16 protein-coding genes and 1 pseudogene are annotated in these 17,925 nt (G+C 56.7%); 9 read left to right on the forward strand and 8 right to left on the reverse strand.

All coding sequences use genetic code 11. The features are described from left to right. Positions 1–5: 5 nt before the first annotated feature. Both LOY54_RS13405 and LOY54_RS13410 read right to left on the reverse strand, forming a co-directional pair. Positions 6–491 (reverse strand): Hsp20/alpha crystallin family protein, encoded by a 486-nt coding sequence (locus tag LOY54_RS13405; RefSeq protein ID WP_203583951.1) that lies wholly within the window; start codon positions 489–491, stop codon positions 6–8. Positions 492–570: 79 nt separating this feature from the next. Continuing rightward, entirely contained in the window at positions 571–1,644 is a 1,074-nt protein-coding gene (locus LOY54_RS13410; RefSeq protein ID WP_258610665.1) for an NAD(P)-dependent alcohol dehydrogenase, read from the reverse strand. A gap of 268 nt (positions 1,645–1,912) precedes the next feature. Here LOY54_RS13410 and LOY54_RS13415 point away from each other — a divergent pair, with 268 nt between their 5' ends. Then, entirely contained in the window at positions 1,913–2,839 is a 927-nt protein-coding gene (locus LOY54_RS13415) for a universal stress protein (protein ID WP_258610666.1), read from the forward strand. Between the two features lie 59 nt (positions 2,840–2,898). Here LOY54_RS13415 and LOY54_RS13420 read toward each other — a convergent pair whose 3' ends face one another. Next, positions 2,899–3,447: a GNAT family N-acetyltransferase gene (locus tag LOY54_RS13420; protein WP_258610667.1), complete on the reverse strand. Its 549-nt coding sequence runs from the start codon at positions 3,445–3,447 to the stop codon at positions 2,899–2,901. 204 nt (positions 3,448–3,651) lie between these two features. Between LOY54_RS13420 and LOY54_RS13425 the strand changes: the two genes are divergently transcribed. The 3 genes from LOY54_RS13425 to LOY54_RS13435 are packed head-to-tail and all read left to right on the forward strand — an operon-like array spanning position 3,652 to position 6,634. Next, positions 3,652–4,539, forward strand: coding sequence for a universal stress protein (locus LOY54_RS13425; protein WP_258610668.1), 888 nt, complete (start codon positions 3,652–3,654; stop codon positions 4,537–4,539). 31 nt (positions 4,540–4,570) lie between these two features. Next, entirely contained in the window at positions 4,571–5,926 is a 1,356-nt protein-coding gene (locus LOY54_RS13430) for an MBL fold metallo-hydrolase RNA specificity domain-containing protein (protein ID WP_258610669.1), read from the forward strand. 54 nt (positions 5,927–5,980) lie between these two features. Then, positions 5,981–6,634, forward strand: coding sequence for a hypothetical protein (locus LOY54_RS13435; protein WP_258610670.1), 654 nt, complete (start codon positions 5,981–5,983; stop codon positions 6,632–6,634). On the opposite strand, the pseudogene LOY54_RS13440 reads toward LOY54_RS13435, so the two are convergent. After that, positions 6,623–7,063, reverse strand: a pseudogene (locus LOY54_RS13440) (N-acetyltransferase family protein); the annotation flags it as partial. The gene LOY54_RS13435 and the pseudogene LOY54_RS13440 sit on opposite strands and share 12 nt — an antisense overlap. Positions 7,064–7,071: 8 nt before the next feature. Beyond that, positions 7,072–8,234, reverse strand: a protein-coding gene (locus LOY54_RS13445; RefSeq protein ID WP_258606965.1) for an IS3 family transposase whose coding sequence is annotated in 2 segments (ribosomal slippage) — positions 7,072–7,982 and positions 7,982–8,234 — 1,164 coding nt in all. Because the reading frame shifts where the segments join, the coding sequence is not laid out codon by codon here. Positions 8,235–8,347: 113 nt separating this feature from the next. Between LOY54_RS13445 and LOY54_RS13450 the strand changes: the two genes are divergently transcribed. Then, positions 8,348–9,517 (forward strand): Fic family protein, encoded by a 1,170-nt coding sequence (locus tag LOY54_RS13450; protein ID WP_258610671.1) that lies wholly within the window; start codon positions 8,348–8,350, stop codon positions 9,515–9,517. 696 nt (positions 9,518–10,213) lie between these two features. Here the strand turns inward: LOY54_RS13450 and LOY54_RS13455 are convergent. Continuing rightward, the gene (locus tag LOY54_RS13455; RefSeq protein ID WP_258610672.1) at positions 10,214–11,563 is read right to left on the reverse strand and encodes a serine hydrolase; all 1,350 of its coding nucleotides are present in this window, start codon (positions 11,561–11,563) and stop codon (positions 10,214–10,216) included. A gap of 122 nt (positions 11,564–11,685) precedes the next feature. Between LOY54_RS13455 and LOY54_RS13460 the strand changes: the two genes are divergently transcribed. Then, the gene (locus LOY54_RS13460) at positions 11,686–12,597 is read left to right on the forward strand and encodes a LysR substrate-binding domain-containing protein (RefSeq protein ID WP_258597722.1); all 912 of its coding nucleotides are present in this window, start codon (positions 11,686–11,688) and stop codon (positions 12,595–12,597) included. Between the two features lie 91 nt (positions 12,598–12,688). Here the strand turns inward: LOY54_RS13460 and LOY54_RS13465 are convergent, their stop codons facing one another. Further along, positions 12,689–13,093, reverse strand: coding sequence for a DUF2251 domain-containing protein (locus LOY54_RS13465; protein WP_195884068.1), 405 nt, complete (start codon positions 13,091–13,093; stop codon positions 12,689–12,691). Positions 13,094–13,283: 190 nt separating this feature from the next. Here LOY54_RS13465 and LOY54_RS13470 point away from each other — a divergent pair, with 190 nt between their 5' ends. Beyond that, positions 13,284–13,601, forward strand: a complete 318-nt coding sequence (locus tag LOY54_RS13470) for a hypothetical protein (protein ID WP_093382978.1) — start codon at positions 13,284–13,286, stop codon at positions 13,599–13,601. A 7-nt stretch (positions 13,602–13,608) separates the two neighbouring features. Here LOY54_RS13470 and LOY54_RS13475 read toward each other — a convergent pair whose 3' ends face one another. Then, a complete protein-coding gene (locus tag LOY54_RS13475) occupies positions 13,609–15,225 on the reverse strand; it encodes a hybrid sensor histidine kinase/response regulator (RefSeq protein WP_258610673.1) in 1,617 nt (538 codons plus the stop codon). A gap of 115 nt (positions 15,226–15,340) precedes the next feature. Here LOY54_RS13475 and LOY54_RS13480 point away from each other — a divergent pair, with 115 nt between their 5' ends. After that, on the forward strand, positions 15,341–15,955 hold the full coding sequence (locus tag LOY54_RS13480) for a response regulator transcription factor (RefSeq protein ID WP_258610674.1): 615 nt from the start codon (positions 15,341–15,343) through the stop codon (positions 15,953–15,955). A 129-nt stretch (positions 15,956–16,084) separates the two neighbouring features. Further along, a complete protein-coding gene (locus LOY54_RS13485; RefSeq protein WP_093382964.1) occupies positions 16,085–17,851 on the forward strand; it encodes a GMC oxidoreductase in 1,767 nt (588 codons plus the stop codon). The last annotated feature ends 74 nt before the right edge of the window (positions 17,852–17,925 follow it).

Raw genomic sequence — 17,925 nt, forward strand, 5'->3', positions numbered from 1 at the left:
TGATGCTACTCCGTAATCGATGCAGTGGAATGCAAAGGACGCCGGTTTAGTGAGTGCTTTCTAGGTACGCTGAATACCAACAAACCCTGATGGTAATTGAGAGTGAAATGGTCAAGATCCATTGACGGCGGAATGGTTCGTGAAGAACTAAACCATCCACACTCAGATGAGATAGCTGTCGTCGAGGCGTCGGCAGCATCCGGCACCACCCAACCGCTTAAGGTGAATTGCTGCGTTGTAATCCCAATCTGCAAGCTGTCGATACCTACAGACTGCAAGTCCGCGGTGACGATGAACTGATCCCCGATGTTCCTGGCGAACAGGACAGGTTGGTAGGGCAATCCCACTTCGCGGCGCAACATGAGTTCTAAGTCTGGGGCGCGGTAGCTCCGCTTGCCACCGACGAGACCAAGCAAGCGTTTTCTAGTCTGGTTAAGCATTAAACCAGGGGCTAGTCGCGGCAGGATGGACAGAAAGAGTGATTTGAACATTTGACGCGCTCCACATTCGATCGAATCAGGAACGGCGTCCATGCCATCAGGTGTTCAAGCTGCTAAAAGCACGTCTAATTCAGGGCGTAATGGCTACTTTCATGACACCGTCCCGTTGATGTCCAAATAGTTCGTAGGCGGCTTCAATGTCGTCCAACTTGAACCGGTGCGTCACCAGTGGCGCCAGATCAATGCGCCCGCTGGCGATGACTTCCATCAAGCGTCGCATACGCTCTTTGCCACCGGGGCACAGTGTGGTCACGATGTTGTAGTCGCCTAGGCCAGCAGCAAAGGCATCAAGTGGAATGCGCAAGTCTGAAGAGTAAACGCCAAGGCTGGATAAGGTTCCTCCGGGACGTAGCACCCGCAGCGCTGATTCAAATGTCGATTGGGTTCCGAGTGCTTCAATCGCAACATCGACCCCACGGCCTATGGTAATCGCCATGATCTGCTCGACAATGTTGCCTTGTGTGAAGTCGATTACGTGAGTAGCACCTAGCTGACGGGCAACGGTCATACGCGCATTTACGGTGTCGACACCGATGATCGTGCCTGCACCTTTCAAGCGGGCACCGGCCACCGCGCAAAGACCAATAGGCCCTAGCGCAAATACGGCGACCGTATCACCGATTTTTACATCACCCCGTTCTGCACCGCTGAACCCGGTAGACATGATGTCTGGGCACATCAAAACTTGTTCGTCACTAAGATTATCGGGGATCAGTGAAAGGTTGGCCATGGCGTCAGGCACCCGAACATACTCGGCCTGGCAGCCATCAATCGTGTTGCCGAACTTCCAACCACCAATAGCTTTGAATCCATGAAGGGTGCCCGGCCCATCCTGAGATGAGCATCCACACAGGCACGCATTACTGTGGCCGCTTGGGGTTATTGCGCCAGCAATGACCCGCTGTCCTTCGCTAAAGCCTTGAACCTGGGCGCCGAGCTTTTCAATGATACCAACGGGTTCATGACCTATGGTCAGCCCTTTGGCGACAGGGTATTCACCACGAAGGATGTGGATGTCGGTTCCGCAGATCGTCGTGGTTGTGAGCCGCACCAACGCATCGGCGGGGCCAATGTCCGGAATTGGCTTGTCGTCCAGTACTATCCGGTTTTTCTCCACAAAAATTGCAGCTTTCATGGTAGCCATGGCAGCGGTTCCTCTTTGGGATGGTGGCATTCACTTCTGCTTAGCGTGCGCTGAAAATCATCGAATCAATTGACTGGGATCAAGGAATCAAATCCATTTTTTGTAGTCAGGTTACCATGCGTCGGACTGCGCCGATGGTCGTGTGCTACACCCAATCGCCGTGTCCTTTTGAGGTGGTGTGCATCCGATTTTGATGCAAGTCAAACACACAGCCTTGGACGGATGCAGGATGGTGCGTACCTACTCATCGCTTAGTGCGAGGTGTGTCATGTCCGACTATCAACGCTTGTTGTTCATCGCCCCCCCTTTGATGCAGCGCACTGACGCCTTTGACCGTGCTGCTGCTTTGGCAAAAGCCAAAGGCATTGCATTACATATAGTGGCTTTCGATTACCTTGAGGGGCTTGCCACCGCAGGGCTGGTCAATGAACAGGCACTGGCAGTGATGCGCCAGGCCTATGTCGAAAAGCACCGTCAGTGGCTGGAAACCCAGGCTGTACCCCTGCGTAGGAACGGGCTGACTGTCACCACAGAAGTAGTCTGGGTCAACAACGTCCTGGACGAAATCCTGACTCACCTGAAAGAGCAGCCGTTTGCGATGGTGGTCAAGGACATAGAGCATGAGTCGCGCCTGATGCGGGCGATGTTCACCACACTCGATATACGGCTGTTAAGGGAGTGCTCGGTTCCATTGCACTTTGTCGACAAGGCCAGCCATGCTATGCCTCGCAAAGTCCTTGCTGCCGTTGACCTATCGCGTCCCGAGGATCAGTACCAAGGGTTCAATGACCGCATCATCAATGAAGCGTTGAAATTGGCCATGCAATGTAAGGCGCAGGTGGAGATCTTGTATGCCTATGATCTGACCTCTATGCAAACGGATGCGGAGAACCTCGGGCGTAAATCATTTTTGTTTGGCTCAAATATTGCCGAAAGCCTGCATGAAGCCCAAAGCGATGCCTTTCGCGAGCTGGCTGAGCGCAACGGCATTGATCCGGAGAGTTGCCATATGATCATGGGCGACCCAGCAAAAGTCTTGAGCATCTTCTGCGAAGCCCAAGGTACCGATATCGTAGTGATGGGGCGGGTGCACCACCGTGGTTTAGCCAAGTACATCGGCAGCACGGTTGAAAGGGTACTTTACAAAATGCCTAGCAGTGTCCTGGTCATCACCCCGGAAACTCCGGTGGTCTGACAAAGAACCTACCTCAGCGCGGTTTCGGAGCTCGGATAATACCGCGCTGAGGTAAATGATCATCCATGTAGGTCGAGCTCATGGATGATTTCAGTTACATCTCCAGCCAGGTAGCGTGAGGAAAAACCGAGTGTTTTCGCAAGTCGATGCATCCCGTAGTTGTTCGAGAGATCCCGCGAGATCATGCACTCATAGCCATTGCTGCGTGCGGCGATGATCAGGTGATTCATTAACAGTCTACCCAAGCCTTTGCGCTGCCATGGCTCGCTCACGGCAACCGCACACTCGCAGTTCTTGCTGCCGGGGACTGCCGCATAGCGGCTTTCGCCAATTTCACACAGTTGGCCACCGTCATGCATCAACGCAACGTAAGCCATGCGGTGGTGGTAGTCCACATTCATCAACCGTTCGAAAAACGATGATGCCTCCCCGCTAAACCCTGCTAGGAAGCGAAAGCGTCTCAACTCGTAAGACACATGCCCTACAAACTCATGATCCCTCTCACGGTCGGGCTCACGCAGTGGTCGAATCAGTACAGGAGTACCGTCGTTCAACGACTCTATCCAGTGCTCCTTGGACAGATCGCCAAAATCGATATCGTTATTCATCGCGCTCTCCAGCCTTACAGTCATCAAAGGGAGCTTGCCGATTACTGTTGTACTGCTCACCAGCATCCTCGTTCTGACTTGAGTCAAGTTCGTTGCGTGTCGCAGCCTTTCTGATCTGAATCAAGTCTGAAGCGGGGTCAAGGCACAGAATTTAGTACCTGAGCTTCAATTTCCGGTAGGCGATGACATGATTGGAGGTTTGCGATGAGTCAGTACCAACAATTGTTGCTGCTTGCCCTGGATGCCGATTTGACCTCGCCAGCGGCACAACGCGCCAAGGCTTTGGCGAGAACGACGGGGGCAGGGTTGCATGTCTTGGGTTTATTTGAACCTCATGGGCTTAGCAACTGGCGAGAAGAAGTAGAGGTTGAACAGCAAATCGCCGAGCAGTTCTCACAATACCGTGATCGATTGACGGAAACGGTTGGGGCAATACACATAGACGATGCGTGCGCTACCAGCCAGGCAGCATTGACCGACGATCCCGTCAAGGACGTGGTTGACTGCATTCACACGCTTCGTCCCGACATGGTCATCAAGGACATTGATGAGGTTTCAGCGCTCAAGCGGGTGTTTGGGGTCTCTTTCGATAGCGAGCTGATGCGCGCCAGTCCGGTACCTGTACATTTTGTCCAGCATGGCAATGTGCCTCTTCCCAACGTAATCCTTGCAGCCGTCGATACGGCCAATTCGGAGCAAGGAAACGACTTCAATCACAAAATAATCCGCGCAGCCACGGCCATGGCGCTGCAATGCAATGCTCAGTTGCACCTACTTTCTGCCTATGACATTTCACCAATCTTTGTTGCCGATTCGAATGCGGCTTTGGACTGGGTTGAGGAGCTAATTGCTGTATTACGCGAACCTTATGATGAACTGGCCGACTTCTACGGCGTTGCTACTGAATGTCGACATTTTGTCCAAGGGCCGCCAGTGATCGCTATCAGCGATCTGGTGCGCGATTTGGCTGTTGATGTTGTGGTTATGGGGATAGTGCAACCTAAAGGCTTGGGCAAACTGCTCGGTGATACGACAGACCGGATAGTGAACTCGGCACATTGCAGCGTACTGGCAGTTAATTCCGGCAACTAGAGCCCTCCAGCCAGCAATCGAGGTCAGAATCATGCAGCTCACATTTCTCGGTGCGACGGGTACGGTTACCGGAAGCAAGTATCTACTCCAGCACAACTCGACGCAGGTGCTTGTCGATTGTGGACTGTTCCAAGGATACAAGCAGTTGCGCTTACGCAACTGGCAATCTTTGCCTATACCAGTGGATGAAATCGATGCGGTAGTCCTTACCCATGCGCACCTCGATCACAGCGGTTACCTTCCAGTTCTGGTTCGGAATGGGTTTCGTGGGCCGATTTATGCGACTGCGGCCACTTGTGAGCTGGTGAGGATCCTGTTGCTCGACAGTGGTCGTCTACAGGAAGAGGAAGCCGACTATGCAAACCGACGTGGCTACTCCAAGCACCACCCCGCCCAGGCGCTGTACACGGAAGAGGAGGCGAAGCGAGCACTTGCACATCTCCGCCCACTGGAACTACATCACTCGGTTGAAATCGTCGACGGTCTGCAGGTCTATCTTCGCTCTGCAGGTCACATTTTAGGTGCCGCGACTGTCGAAATAAATGCAGGAGACCAAACCATAGTGTTTTCTGGTGACCTAGGGCGCCCCAACGACCCTATCATGCGAGCCCCGGAGCTGATCGAGAACGCAGACATTCTTTTGGTCGAATCTACGTATGGTGACCGACAGCACCCGAAGGAGGCTCCAGAGACGTATCTCGCCAATGTCATTAATCAAACACTGCTAAGGCACGGCATCACCCTGGTTCCGTCATTTGCCGTTGGGCGTGCGCAATTATTGATGTACTACCTGTATGCGCTCAAAAGAGAGCATCGAATCCCAGACATTCCGGTTTACCTCAATAGTCCAATGGCATCAGATACCACCGCCCTGTATCAGCGCTTTCACCAAGAGCATCGCCTGTCTGCCGAGGAGTGCGCAGCGATGTGCCGTAGCACCCATATCATTCGTACAGTCGACGAATCAAAACACCTTGACCAGCTTCGCGACCCTGCGGTGATCATCGCAGCCAGTGGCATGGCAACCGGGGGCAGGGTACTGCATCACCTGAAGGCGCTGGCTCCCAACCCCCGCAATACGTTGTTGTTTTCTGGGTTTCAGGCCGGTGGTACTCGCGGAGCGGACATCATTGCTGGAGTTAGGACAATCCGTATGCACGGTGAGGATGTCCCGATACGCGCTCAGGTTTCTGCCATGGAGAGTCTGTCGGCGCATGCCGATGCTGATGAAATCATGCAGTGGTTGCGGGGCTTCAAGAGGCCCCCTCGGCATACCTTTGTGGTGCATGGTGAACCCCATGCAGCTGATGCGCTGCGGCGCCGAATCAGCCTTGAGCTTGGTTGGTCGGTGTCAGTGCCAGAGCACCTTGAAACCGTAGAGCTTTAGTTGCCCAGCACCGTATAGCCTACTTTGGCACGGACTAATGTGAGGGTATTGACCATGAACGCAACCAGTAAAGAGAAGCTTAAAGCCTGGTTGAAAAGGCCACGAGCTAGCTTCGGCATAATTGCTGGAGTGGTGAGCTTCGTAGTGTTGGTATCTATTGCAGGCTGGTTCGATGGTGCTGTTGAGTTGCTTACGGCCAAGCCCTGGATCTTACTGGGCTTTGTTGCGATCAGTCTGTGCGTTGGGGCCATTGTGCAACATCGTTACACCCTGCTTGTTGGTAAAGCTATTTTCAGTCCTGGCTCAACAGGGTGGCGGCATAAGGTTGATCGTATCTCGACCTACGCTAAGGAATCGAACCTGGTTTTGTGTTTTCTGATAGCCCTAGGGGTGGGATATCCCACAACGTTGTACTACGCAGCTCGATCAATTCGTACCATCGTCGCTGCCTGCGAAACGAACCTCAACGATCAGCTTGCGTTCCTGGGGGAGGGTGGGAGGTCGGTATCTATTTCTTCGCCCATCTGCTTGTGTTTGTCTGAGGTGTTTCTGGAAAGAAATGGTGTATTGCGGCTCGCCCTGTTCAACACTTCAGTCTTTGAAGTAAGTGATTTCCAAGGCATCACTGAGGAGGACGAGCAGCAATGTTTGAACCGTGTGATTTCAGGTGGACAGTCTGCAGCTCCGCAGCGCTCATCAAGTCAATGAAAGGCGATGGATAACCTGGCAGGCATCGCTGGGATCACGTGCAGTGGAAAAGCCGAGGTCACGAGCTAGATCATGCATCGCCGTATTGGCCGCCGAGTCGATTGAGTACATCTCTTTGTACCCATTCGCCCGAGCCTTATCGATCAGGTGGCTAAGTAGCAGTGCTCCTAGGCCGCGATGCTTCCATTGATCATCAACGGTAACCGCACACTCACATTCATCTGGTTGGGCGCCGGCTGCGTAACGACTAATACCGACCTCTATGAGCTCGCCTTTTACATGTGCCAAAGCCACATATGCCATTTTCTCCCGCTGATCGACGGTCATCAACTGATCAAGCATGGCTTCACCTGGCTCTTTGATTTGGCACAAAAAGCGAAAGTGTCGCGACTCTGGTGAAAGGCGCATGATGAAGGCCTTTTCTCGCTCTGTAGTGGTCAACTAATCCCGGACACTGCGTTAACTTTTTCCTCGGCCACAGCGGGCGCCAGCCCGCTGTTAAATTGATGTGGCCGTTGCCAGTTGTAGCGCTGCATCAAAAACCGGCCGATATCCTGCTGTGCTAACGAAGCGCTCATGTAGCCCACGGTCGGTATCCATTCCGTTTTCAGGCTGCGAAACAACCGTTCCATCGGTGCATTGTCGTGGCAGTTTCCACGTCGACTCATGCTCTGTTTGAAGCGATAGCGCCACAGTCGCTGACGGAAGCCTCGGCTGCCGTACTGGCTTCCTTGGTCGCTGTGAAACAGAACGTTCTGAGGCCGACCACGCTGCTCATAGGCCATATCCAAAGCCTTGATAACCAGGTCAGCGTCAGGCTTCGATGAAAACGCCCAGCCCACCACGCGACGGGCGAACAGATCGATCACAGCCGCCAAATAGTGCCAGCGACCTTGAGCCCAGACATACGTGATGTCACCGCACCAGACCTCATTCGGCGCCGACACGGTGAACTCTCGATCCAACACGTTCGGGATATCCGGCCGCTCCACCGTCGCCTTTTTATAGGCATGTGAGCCAGGTTGCTTGCTGATCAATTTCATTTCGTTCATCAGCTTGCGCACCTTGAATCGCCCAATCTCTATGCCGTCCGCGCGCATCATGAGCATGATGCTTCGGCTGCCCGCCGCGCTGCGGCTTTGAGTGAACAGCTCGTTCACTCGGCTGCGTAAAACCAATCGCTCAACGTCCGGAGATCGGCGCTTGCGGCAGTGCGCGTAATAGCAAGATCGGGTGACTTCAAATACCGAGCACAACAGATCAACAGGCTCTTCAGCGCGGAGTTGATCAATTAACGCGAACGCTCGTGTTCCTCGGCCATCAAGAGCGCGGTGGCCTTTTTTAAGATCGATTTTTCCCGTTCCAGCCGATTGATTCGAGCTTCCAGCTCTTGGATTTTTTGCTGTTCGGGCGTCAGCGCTTTACTGGTCGGAGTTACACCATTTCGCTCTTCCTGAAGCTGGTTAACCCATCGACGCAGGGCCGACTCCACCAGCCCAAGTGAACGGGCGGCATCGATATGGCTGTAGCCCTGGTCGAGCACCAGGCTGGCAGCTTCGCGCTTGAATTCTGGGGTAAAGGTACGACGTTGCTTGGTCATCAGACACCTCTCTATGGCGAGCATTTTCGCCTAAATGGGTGTCCGGAATCATTAGACCACTACAGTTTTAAGCCTTCATTTATAAGGCAACTGATAAATCATAGAACCGGCAAATGGCACTCACTCCCTTCATCCCACATGACAGAGCCCCATCGGACCTACAGGAAGCAGTGGTCAGGCTTATCCAGTACGACATTGAGTTGCACGGGAAGATCCCTGCGCCGCTTCGCTTGCCAATGTTGAATCTGCTGCGACAGGTAAACTCGTACTATAGCAACAAGATTGAGGGCAACGCGACGGATCCGGAAGACGTCCTGCGCTCCCAGGAGAAGAACTTCGACGAGGACCTACAGGAGATCAAGCGTCACATAGAGGCTCAAAAGCGTCTTGCCGATGACCCCATTCACAAGGTGGAAGTCTGCTCCCGTAACGCGATTGCCCGGATGCATCGCGAGATTTATACGAGCATGTCTGACCAGTACTTAGATCCCAAGCTTAATGATGGCGGCGCTACAGTTCGACTGGTACCAGGTGAATTTCGGCAGAAGGACGTAGTCGTGGGTAAGCACATTCCTCCAAGCGTCGAGGAAATGCGTTCCCACATGAACTGGTTCGAAAACGCGTACCGGCTTGACAGGATTCACGGGCTTTCCCGCTTCTTTGCGGCTGCAGGAGCGCATCACCGCCTGATGTGGATTCACCCATTCCTGGACGGCAATGGCCGGATCGGCCGGCTATTCACGGACCAGTATCTCAAAGCAGCCGGTATGGGTGGGTACGGGCTGTGGTCGATGAGTCGTGGCTTCGGTCGGGACGTCGAGGCGTACTATGCCGCACTGCGTGCTGCGGACCACCCCAGGAAAGGCGATCTTGACGGCCGTTGTGAACTGTCTGACTCGGGCCTGCTGGTCTTCACTCGATACTTCCTCGAAACTGCGTTGGGCCAAGTGCAGTACTTCAGTTCGGTGCTCGAGCCACAACTGCTCGGCGTCCGTATCGATGCGTACTTCGAATTGCGACAGCGCGGGGTATACACCAATCGCAAGGCCCAAAAGTTATCACCACTACGAATCGAGTCACGCGATATCTACAAAACGTTGCTCTATCAAGGCGACCAGCAACGTGCTGATATCTACGCCCGCCTACGCGTAGGCGAACGAACCACTCAGAGCATTCTCGCGCAGATGGCCAGCGAGGGCCTGATCTATCTGGACGATCGTAAACCTGTATCGCTGAACCTTTCACCAGACTCGATTGAGGTTCTATTCCCCCATCTTTGGTAACTCTGCAGAACCGTGTCGTACCCACAAAGGAAGAGGGTGGCGATCTCTCAGACTCGAAAAATGCTGGCACTGTACCTTGGCTGCCTGGTCTCAATTGTCACATTCCAGCGAGCTCGTAACTTTAAGCAATTCGGACCGCTCCTTGATGAGCCAGGCACTAGACTTGGGAATGCACGGTTTCTCTGAATTTTTCAAATAACCGTTGATGAGTATGGTGGGGTTGGGTTGCATTTCTGAAAAGTCTAAAGGTCTGCGCACAGGATCGATACGTCGATGATTTTTGCGCTAACACAGGTCACTGAATTCCCGAGTCAGACATGCAACCGACAGGCGAGGAAATTTCGAAATTGAGCAGCTTGACGCGATTTTGTTTCAAGCTCGCCCCAGTAAAACGGGCGCGTGACAAATTCCGAAGAGGAAGTCTCGATTTTTTCAGTCGCAGGGAGATGTACGAAGGCACAATGCGTCAGGAAGTAAATATCCGAATCCGGGGAGGCTCTACGGATTCGGATATTTACAGGCCAGAAATTTGGAGATTTACTTCCGTGTAGTGCAAAGCCCGGCAGTGATGCCGGGCTTTCTTTCATAACACTCGATTTAACATAATATACATTATGCGTAGTCATCTATAGCAGCTCACGGGCAGTGCCAGGACAGATTTCAAGCCTGGCACCACCCGTTCTCAGCCTTACACCGTTACTTGCCGTGCAACGCTTCACTCACCGCATTCACAAACAACGCCTGCTCGTCATACAGCGAACTCGGTGTCTCTGCGTTCTGCCACGTCGACCATTGCACCATCACCAGTTTCTCCGCCGGGTTGATTGCAATGGTCTGGCCGTAAATCCCAAGCGCCCAGAACGTTTGTTCGCTGGTGGCGGTTTTCTTGGGTTCGGCATTGGCATCAGGCGCCGGCGCCGAGTACCACCATTGATAGCCGTACTGTCCGTTCGGTGCCGATGGCGTGACCGAGCTTTTGGCTGTCGTCCAGTGTGTCGAACGTGCAATCCAGTCATCCGGCAGAATCTTCTCGCCCGATGGTAACTGACCGCCGCTGAGCACGAATTGGCCAAAGCGGCCCCAGTCACGCAGTGCTGCATTGAAGCCGTGGCCGCCCATGTCGACTTTGTCTTTGACCAAGGCATGCCAGACGCCATCCTGCTGCATGCCGTAACGGCTCCAGATGCGGCTTTCGAGGTATTTGGCCAGGGTCATGCCGGTGGCGTTTTCCAGCACGCGGCCCACCAGCCAGGCGCCGCCGGTATTGTAGGACCAGACTTCGCCCGGATTGACCCCGGGTTTGCGTTTCACCGATTTGACCAGGTTGAGCACGCAGTCGTATGGCGCAGGCTTGGCTTCGCACTGGGTCATGTGGGAGAAATCGGAGTCAGGTGATGCGTAGTTTTCATCCCAGACCACGCCCGAGGTGTGCTGCAGCAACTGGTGCAAGGTTACCTCTTGCCAGGCCGTGCCTTTGAGTTCAGGGATGTACTGGGTGATCTTGTCGTCCACCGAGTTGATCTTGCCTTCTTTTATCGCCACGCCCACCAGCACGCTGACCACCGATTTGGCCACTGAACGCGAGGTCCACAGGGTGTTTTCGCTGTTGCCCTTGCCGTAGTACTCGTAGGCAATCTTGCCGTCCTTGAGGATCAACAGGCCGGTGACGCTCTGGTTGGCGATGTAGTTATCGATGCTGAAGTGCTTGCCGTTCATTGCATAGTCAATGGCTGGCAATGGGCTGCTGGCCGGCATTAATGGCGATGGTTTGGCGCCCTGGGTGCTGAATACATCGCCTTCGTACAGGCGGTAGGTATTACGAAAACCCACTACCCGTGTGACCTGGTCCCAGGTCAGCATGTTGTGCGGGTCGGGCAGCGTTTTATCAAAGGGTTGCGGGCAAACGCTGAGCCCTGGAACGCCACAGTGTGCGCCTTGGTCGCTAGCCAGGCTGATACCGCTATGGGTCAAGCCCAGTGCGGCAATGCTCAATGCCAACAGCGAAAAAACCTGGGTGGATTGTTTTTTTATTGTTCTGCGTAACATCGGTACTTCCTCGACATCCAGTGAAATTGCGTCAGTCGATTTCGAGCTTATCAACTTGCCGAGGCGGGAAAAGAACAATAAAGTCCGGGTCGATATTACAAAAACTAACAACAGTGAACGCCATGCCCAGCGACCGTCTGCCTCCGCTCAATGCCATTCGTGCCTTCGAGGCGGCTGCGCGCCTGGGCAGTTACGTAGCCGCTTCGCGGGCGCTGCACGTGACCCAGCCGGCCATTGGCCGCCACGTGAAAAACCTTGAGGACTGGCTGGGCGTGCAACTGCTCGAGCGTACGCCCCGCGGCGTTACTCTGACCGCGGCCGGGCTTGAGTTTCACCGGGCCGCGACCCAGGCCCTGAAGATTCTGGCCGATGCCGGCTCGCGGGTTGCAAGTCGCCAGCAGGAGCGCTGGCTGCGCATTCTGTGCGTGCCGGCGTTCGCTTCGCGTTGGTTGACGCCGCATGTCGATGCAGTGCGCAGCCTGCGCCCGGGCCTGAAGCTGGCCATTGAACCCAATGCCTCGTTCACGTCAGTGGATGCCCGTCAGGCTGACCTGGGTATCGGTTTTGGCCTGCCGGGCGAGCATTCAGGGGTGTTTCTGAGGATGATCAAACCGCCGGTTTTCCCGGTCTGTTCGCCGACGTACCTGGCAAAATTGCCGAATAAAGCCCTGCAGGTGCAGGACTTGCCGAACTGCGAGCTGATTCACGTCGACGACGGCACCTGGTGGAACAGCTGGTTTGCGGCGCAACAGTTACCGCTCAAGGTCAGGTCGAATACCTCGCACATGAGCAACGACATTGCCTTGAACCTGGCCCGGCGTGGGCACGGGATTGCCCTGGCCACCGAAGTGCTGGTCAAACATGAACTGGCAGACGGCTCGCTGGTGCGTTGTACCGACGCGCAAATTGCACTTGAAAGTTATCAAGTGCTGACACCGCAACAGCCGTTGTCGGAAGATGCCGCATGGTTTATCGAGTGGTTGAGCCAGGCGTTGCGCGAGGAGTTTCCACACGCGGCCATTGAACAAAGGTGAACCTGGAAGTACGCTACTGCCCTACTCTTTTTTATAGCCCTAAAATATAACTCAACTAAATAACTATTTAGTTGAGTTATATATTCACGCCTTAGGCAAACAGCTTGAGTACGTCTTCCTGCCACTCATGCCCCTGCAGCGACCAGCCCTTCCCCACAGACGGCGGAAAGCCGGAATGGCAGTAACCCTGCTTGCCGGTAAAATCAAACACGGCATGGGGATACTCATTGATCAGCAGCACCGCCTTGCTGTGGTCCATGGACCAGCCGATCTTAACTGTCGAGGGTTTCTCCCGGTCGGAGATATCTTCGACGTTATAGATATGCAGCGCATCCTGGATCGGGTTGTCACTGGCACTGCTGTCCAGGGCGTAGAAATAGGCGGTATTTTCATCGTCCTCGAAGACCACGACAAAAGGCCCCTCCTGCGCCGGTGCCTCGATGACGGTGGCGTGTCCTACGTTCAGCTGTTGCTCTGCTGCGAGATAAATGGGCATGCGGATATCCTTGTCACAACGATAGATAAAAAATTATATCAATATGCCATTAGCCCATTTGTGCTAATCGACCCTCCTCCTCCCTGGCGCTATATTCCCCGGCAACCCCCAGTGTTCCCCAACGCCGCGCCTATGCGGCGTGCGGGATCGTTGTGCCGGTAAAACAGAACAACACCAAGGAAGATGCACCATGAAATCAGCATTCAGCAAGATCACCCTGCTCAGCGCCCTGCTGGTCGCCGTCGCCGGTTGCCAGACCATGAAACCCAACGAAGACCGTCTCAAGTCCACCGCGCAAACCACCATCGGCGAGCCGGTGACGAAGATTTCCAACGTGCGCAGCGACCACAGCTCCACTTACTACATCGCCAGCACCGCATCGGGTGACTACAACTGCGAGCTGCCAAGCGGCGTGATGATCGGGATCGCCTCGATGGGCATGGGCATGGGCGCGCAATGCTACAACAAGAACAGTGGCCGCCCGCAAAATCCGCTGCAACGCTACTGATCAGGGGCTAAACCGCCGCTGCCGAGGCTTCGCGCAATGCCCGCAAGGTAGCGCGCAGCTCGGCCGGGCGCACCGGTTTGGACAGGATCGCGATCTGGCGGTCGTGCAGGGCCGCCTGGATCTTCTCCACTTCGTGGCCGGTAAGAATCAGCGCCGGCACCGCCCTGCCCCGTTGCGCCCGTAGCTCATCGATGCACTCGATGCCGGTGGCGTGGTTACCCAGGTCATAGTCGGCGACGATGATGTCGCAGTCGCTGGCCAGGTCCTTGCCGCTCAGTTCAGCCTGGACGTCACAGCCCCAGCGCTCGAGCAAGGCCTTGGTGGCCAGCAGCACGTTGCGATCATCCTCCACCAGGCAGACTTTCAAACCGGTCAGCAGGCCGACCTGGCTCGGGTCTTCACGGTAGGCCTGGCGCTTGGGCGCGGAAATTTCGCGCAAACCTTCAAGGCTGACGGCCGTGCCATGGCCCACTCGCGAACGTATCGTCACCTGCATGCCCATCATCTGCCCCAGGCGCCGGACAATCGACAGGCCCAGGCCCACGCCCTCGACGTCCTTGTCGCGCAACTGGCGCACGCGGTAGAACTCTTCGAAAACCTTCGGCAGTTCCTGCGCCTCGATGCCGCTGCCCTGGTCATAAATGACAATGGCCAGGCCCTCGCCACGCTTGCGCACGCCGATCAGCAGCGGGCGCTGCGGCGCGTACTTGAAGCAGTTGGACAGCACGTTCTGGACCATGGTCGCCAGCAGCGCCGGGTCAATCTGCACCCAGTGCGCGCAGGCCCGCAAGCGCAGCTCAACGCCTGCCCAGCGCGCCGCCTCGGCGTTCTGACGCAGCAGGTCGTGAACAAACTCGCCCAGTTGCACAGGCTGCAGGCGCGGCTGCAGGCGGCCGTTGTCGAGGGTGTAGAGGTCGAGGATCGAGCGAAACAGCTGCGAGACGTTGAGCAACGAGCGGTCGATGTTGTCGACCAACCGGCGTTCTTCATCGCCCAGCCGCGCCTCGCGCAGGCAGGCAGTGAACAGGCCGATGGAATGAATGGGCTGGCGCAGGTCGTGGCTGGCCTGGGCCAGAAAGCGCGATTTTTCCAGGTTGGCGGCGGTGGCCTCCTCCGAAGCCTTGCGCGTACGTTCAAGCAACAGGTGCGCGTACATGGGGATGACCGTGCTGGTGATCATCAGCATCAGCACCATGAACGGTTGCGCCTGCCAGTACGGCGTCAGGCGGTAGACGCACAGCAGCGCCAGCAACGCCAGGGCGGTGGCGATCGCCAGGTAGCGCGAGCCGAAGCGCATGCCATTGCCCAGGTTGACCCAGACCATCACCGCGTACAGCGGCAACGCCGCCTCGCCGCCCACCACCAGGCCGAAACAGGTACCGGTGTAGTCCTGGACCATGCTGAAAATGCGCCGCGCCGGGTACACCCCCGGCCAGCGCACGATAACCTGGCGTATAACCACCGACAGCAGCAGGAACAGGATGATGTAGATCACGATCGGCCGGTAGGTTTCAAAATGCTGCCCGGGCAGAAAGCCCAGCACGCTGATATAAACCACGGCAATACAGGCGACAATGATGCGCAGGTTAGCCTGGTCGAGCTCGGAGTTTTTCTCGAACTTCATCGGAACATCCTTGTGCGACAGTCGTCATATCCAGCATGAACACCGGGGCGGTGCCCGTACCCGGTGGTAAAGTAGCACGTCCGAAAGTAACGCCAGGCCCAGGGAGGCACTCACCATGGCATGCCGGATCATCATAGCCGACGACCATCCGCTGTTTCGTGAAGCGATGCTGCGTACGGTCCAGCGCCTGCTGCCCGATGCCCGGAGCGAAGAGGCCGGTGATTTCGACACGGTGCTCAAGCTGGTCGCCAACGGTCCGGAACCAGACACCCTGATCCTCGACTTGCGCTTCCCGGGGCTGACCTGCATCAGCCAGCTGGTCGAGCTGCGTCAGCAATTACGGCGCACCACCTTGATCGTGGTATCGATGGTCGATGACCAGGAACTGATCGGCGAGGTCATGGCCGCCGGCATTGACGGCTTCATCGGCAAGAACATCGCCCCGGACGAGATCGGCCAGGCGATCCTGGCCATCCGTGAAGGTGAAGTGCTGGTGCTTTTTGCCCCCTCCGGGCTCCTGCCGCTGGACAGCAGCGCCGTCGCCACAACCCTGACCGCACGCCAGCAAGAGGTGTTGCGCCTGATCGCCCAGGGCAAGACCAACAAGGAAATCGCCCGCGCGCTGGACATCTCGCCGTTTACCGTGCGCATTCATGTGTCGTCGTTGCTGCGCACCCTCAATGTGCCGTCGCGGGCGGCGGCAGCGGTGAAGTACTCCGGGGTTGCCTGAGGCCCGCGGCTCCCCCGACCAAGTGATCTTGAATTGCCACTTCGCTCTGCTAGCGTTAGCAGCGCAGCCCCCCGGCTGCACGCTGCACAAGGACGATAGACCCTCTGCCAACAATGATTGGAGGCAACAATGAGCGCAGTCACCAGTTCGACCAACTTCGGTCACGGCTACCCTACCCCCGGTCCGCAAACACCCAACGCCCAGAAGGTGCTGGACCACGTGTTCTTTCTCTCCGAATCGGCCTGGAAGCAGGTCCGCGAAGAAGAACAGTTCGATTTCATCATCATCGGCACCGGTTTCTGTTCCCTGGCCTTCGCCGAACGCATCCTCGAAAGCCAGCCCAAGGCGCGGATCCTGATGGTCGAGCGCGGGCCGTTCTTCCTCCCCGAGCACTTCCAGAACCTGCCGATCCCTTACCAGAAAACCCTTGGCGGTTTCTCCGAAACCTTCCCCTGGACCCTCTCGGCGCGTACCGCCAGCCAGCCACCGGGCAACATCGGCTGGCAGCACGGCATGGTGCCGTTCTTCGGTGGCCGCAGCATCATGTGGAGCGCCTGGTGCCCTCGGCCGACCAAGGAGGAAATGGCCTACTGGCCCGAGCAGACCATCGCCGCCGCCGAGGCCCGCTTCGAGTCGGCCGAAAAGCTGCTCAACGTCATCCCGGCCGACAAGATCGACACCCAGCTCGACCCGCAGGTGCGCGCCCATGTCACCGAGCAACGCCCGGTCTACGGCACCCTGCAGCTTGAGCTGCAAAACATGCTCGAGCACAACATCGGCAAGATCGACTCGGCCACCCGCTGGTTGTCGGCGCCCCTGGCCGCCGCGGCCGATCGCGCCGGTGGCGTGGACTTTGCCAAGTTCTCGACCCCGGCGGCAATCATGGAGCTGGCCGGCAAACAGGCCGACCGCGCCGCTGCCGGTACTGGCAGCCCGCTGCGGATTATCACCGAGTGCATCGTCGAGCGCATCCACCAGCAGGATGGCGCGGCCACGGCGCTACAAACCTCGCGCGGGGTGATCAACATCGGCAACGCCAAGCTGATCCTGGCCATGGGCACCCTGCCGCCAGCGACCTTGCTGATGAACTCGTTCCCGCAAATCAAACGTGCCGGCGATCGCTTCACCGCCCACTTCATCACCTCGGTGGTGGCACGGGTGCCGCGCAAGGACTACCCGTTCGCCGACAAGCTGGCCGAGCTTGAGCTCGCGGCCATTTACCTGGCCGGCAAGAACAAGCAAAGCGGCATGCAGTACCACGTGCAGTTGTCGGTGCTGTCAGACCGCGAGCCTGCAAAGAACGCGCAGAAAGCCGCGCGCTATATGCCGGACGTGGTCGCCACGGCGTCGATGGCGCAACTGGAATCGTCGAAGGACCATCTGGTGTTCGTTTGCGCCGTGCTTGGCGAGATCGACTTCCGAAACCCCGACAACCACTTCCACCTCAACGACCAGGCCGACCCGACCACCAACGTCAACCTGCAGGTGCTGGCCAGCAAAACCGACCAGCAAACCTGGGACACCATGGACGAAGGCACTTTCCAGATGATGGAGCGGGTGTTCGCCCCCGAAGGCAAGGTCGAGTACTGGCACGGCGACCCGAACCTGGGCCACTGGACCGGCGAACGGCCAAGCATCCCTGAACGGCGGGTGGCTGGGCTGGTGCACGAGGGCTCGACCCTGTGGATCGGCGACAAGGACGAAGGCGTGGTTGGCCTGGACTACCGTCCCCATGGCGTGGAGAACGTCTACGTCACCGGCGGTGCGCTGTGGCCGGCCAGTGGTTCGTGGAACCCGACCATGACCATGGTCGCCCTGGCTCAGGATCTTGCCGACCAGCAACTGGACAGCGTCAACACCCCCACCCCGCCCACCTCGGACCTCACTGAAGTCTGACAGGTAGCAGCGGGCTTGCCCCGCGATGAGGCCGGTCAAGCCCATCGCGGCGCAAGTCGAATGCCCACTTGCTT

This window comes from Pseudomonas sp. B21-032 (genome assembly GCF_024748965.1).
GTDB lineage: Bacteria > Pseudomonadota > Gammaproteobacteria > Pseudomonadales > Pseudomonadaceae > Aquipseudomonas.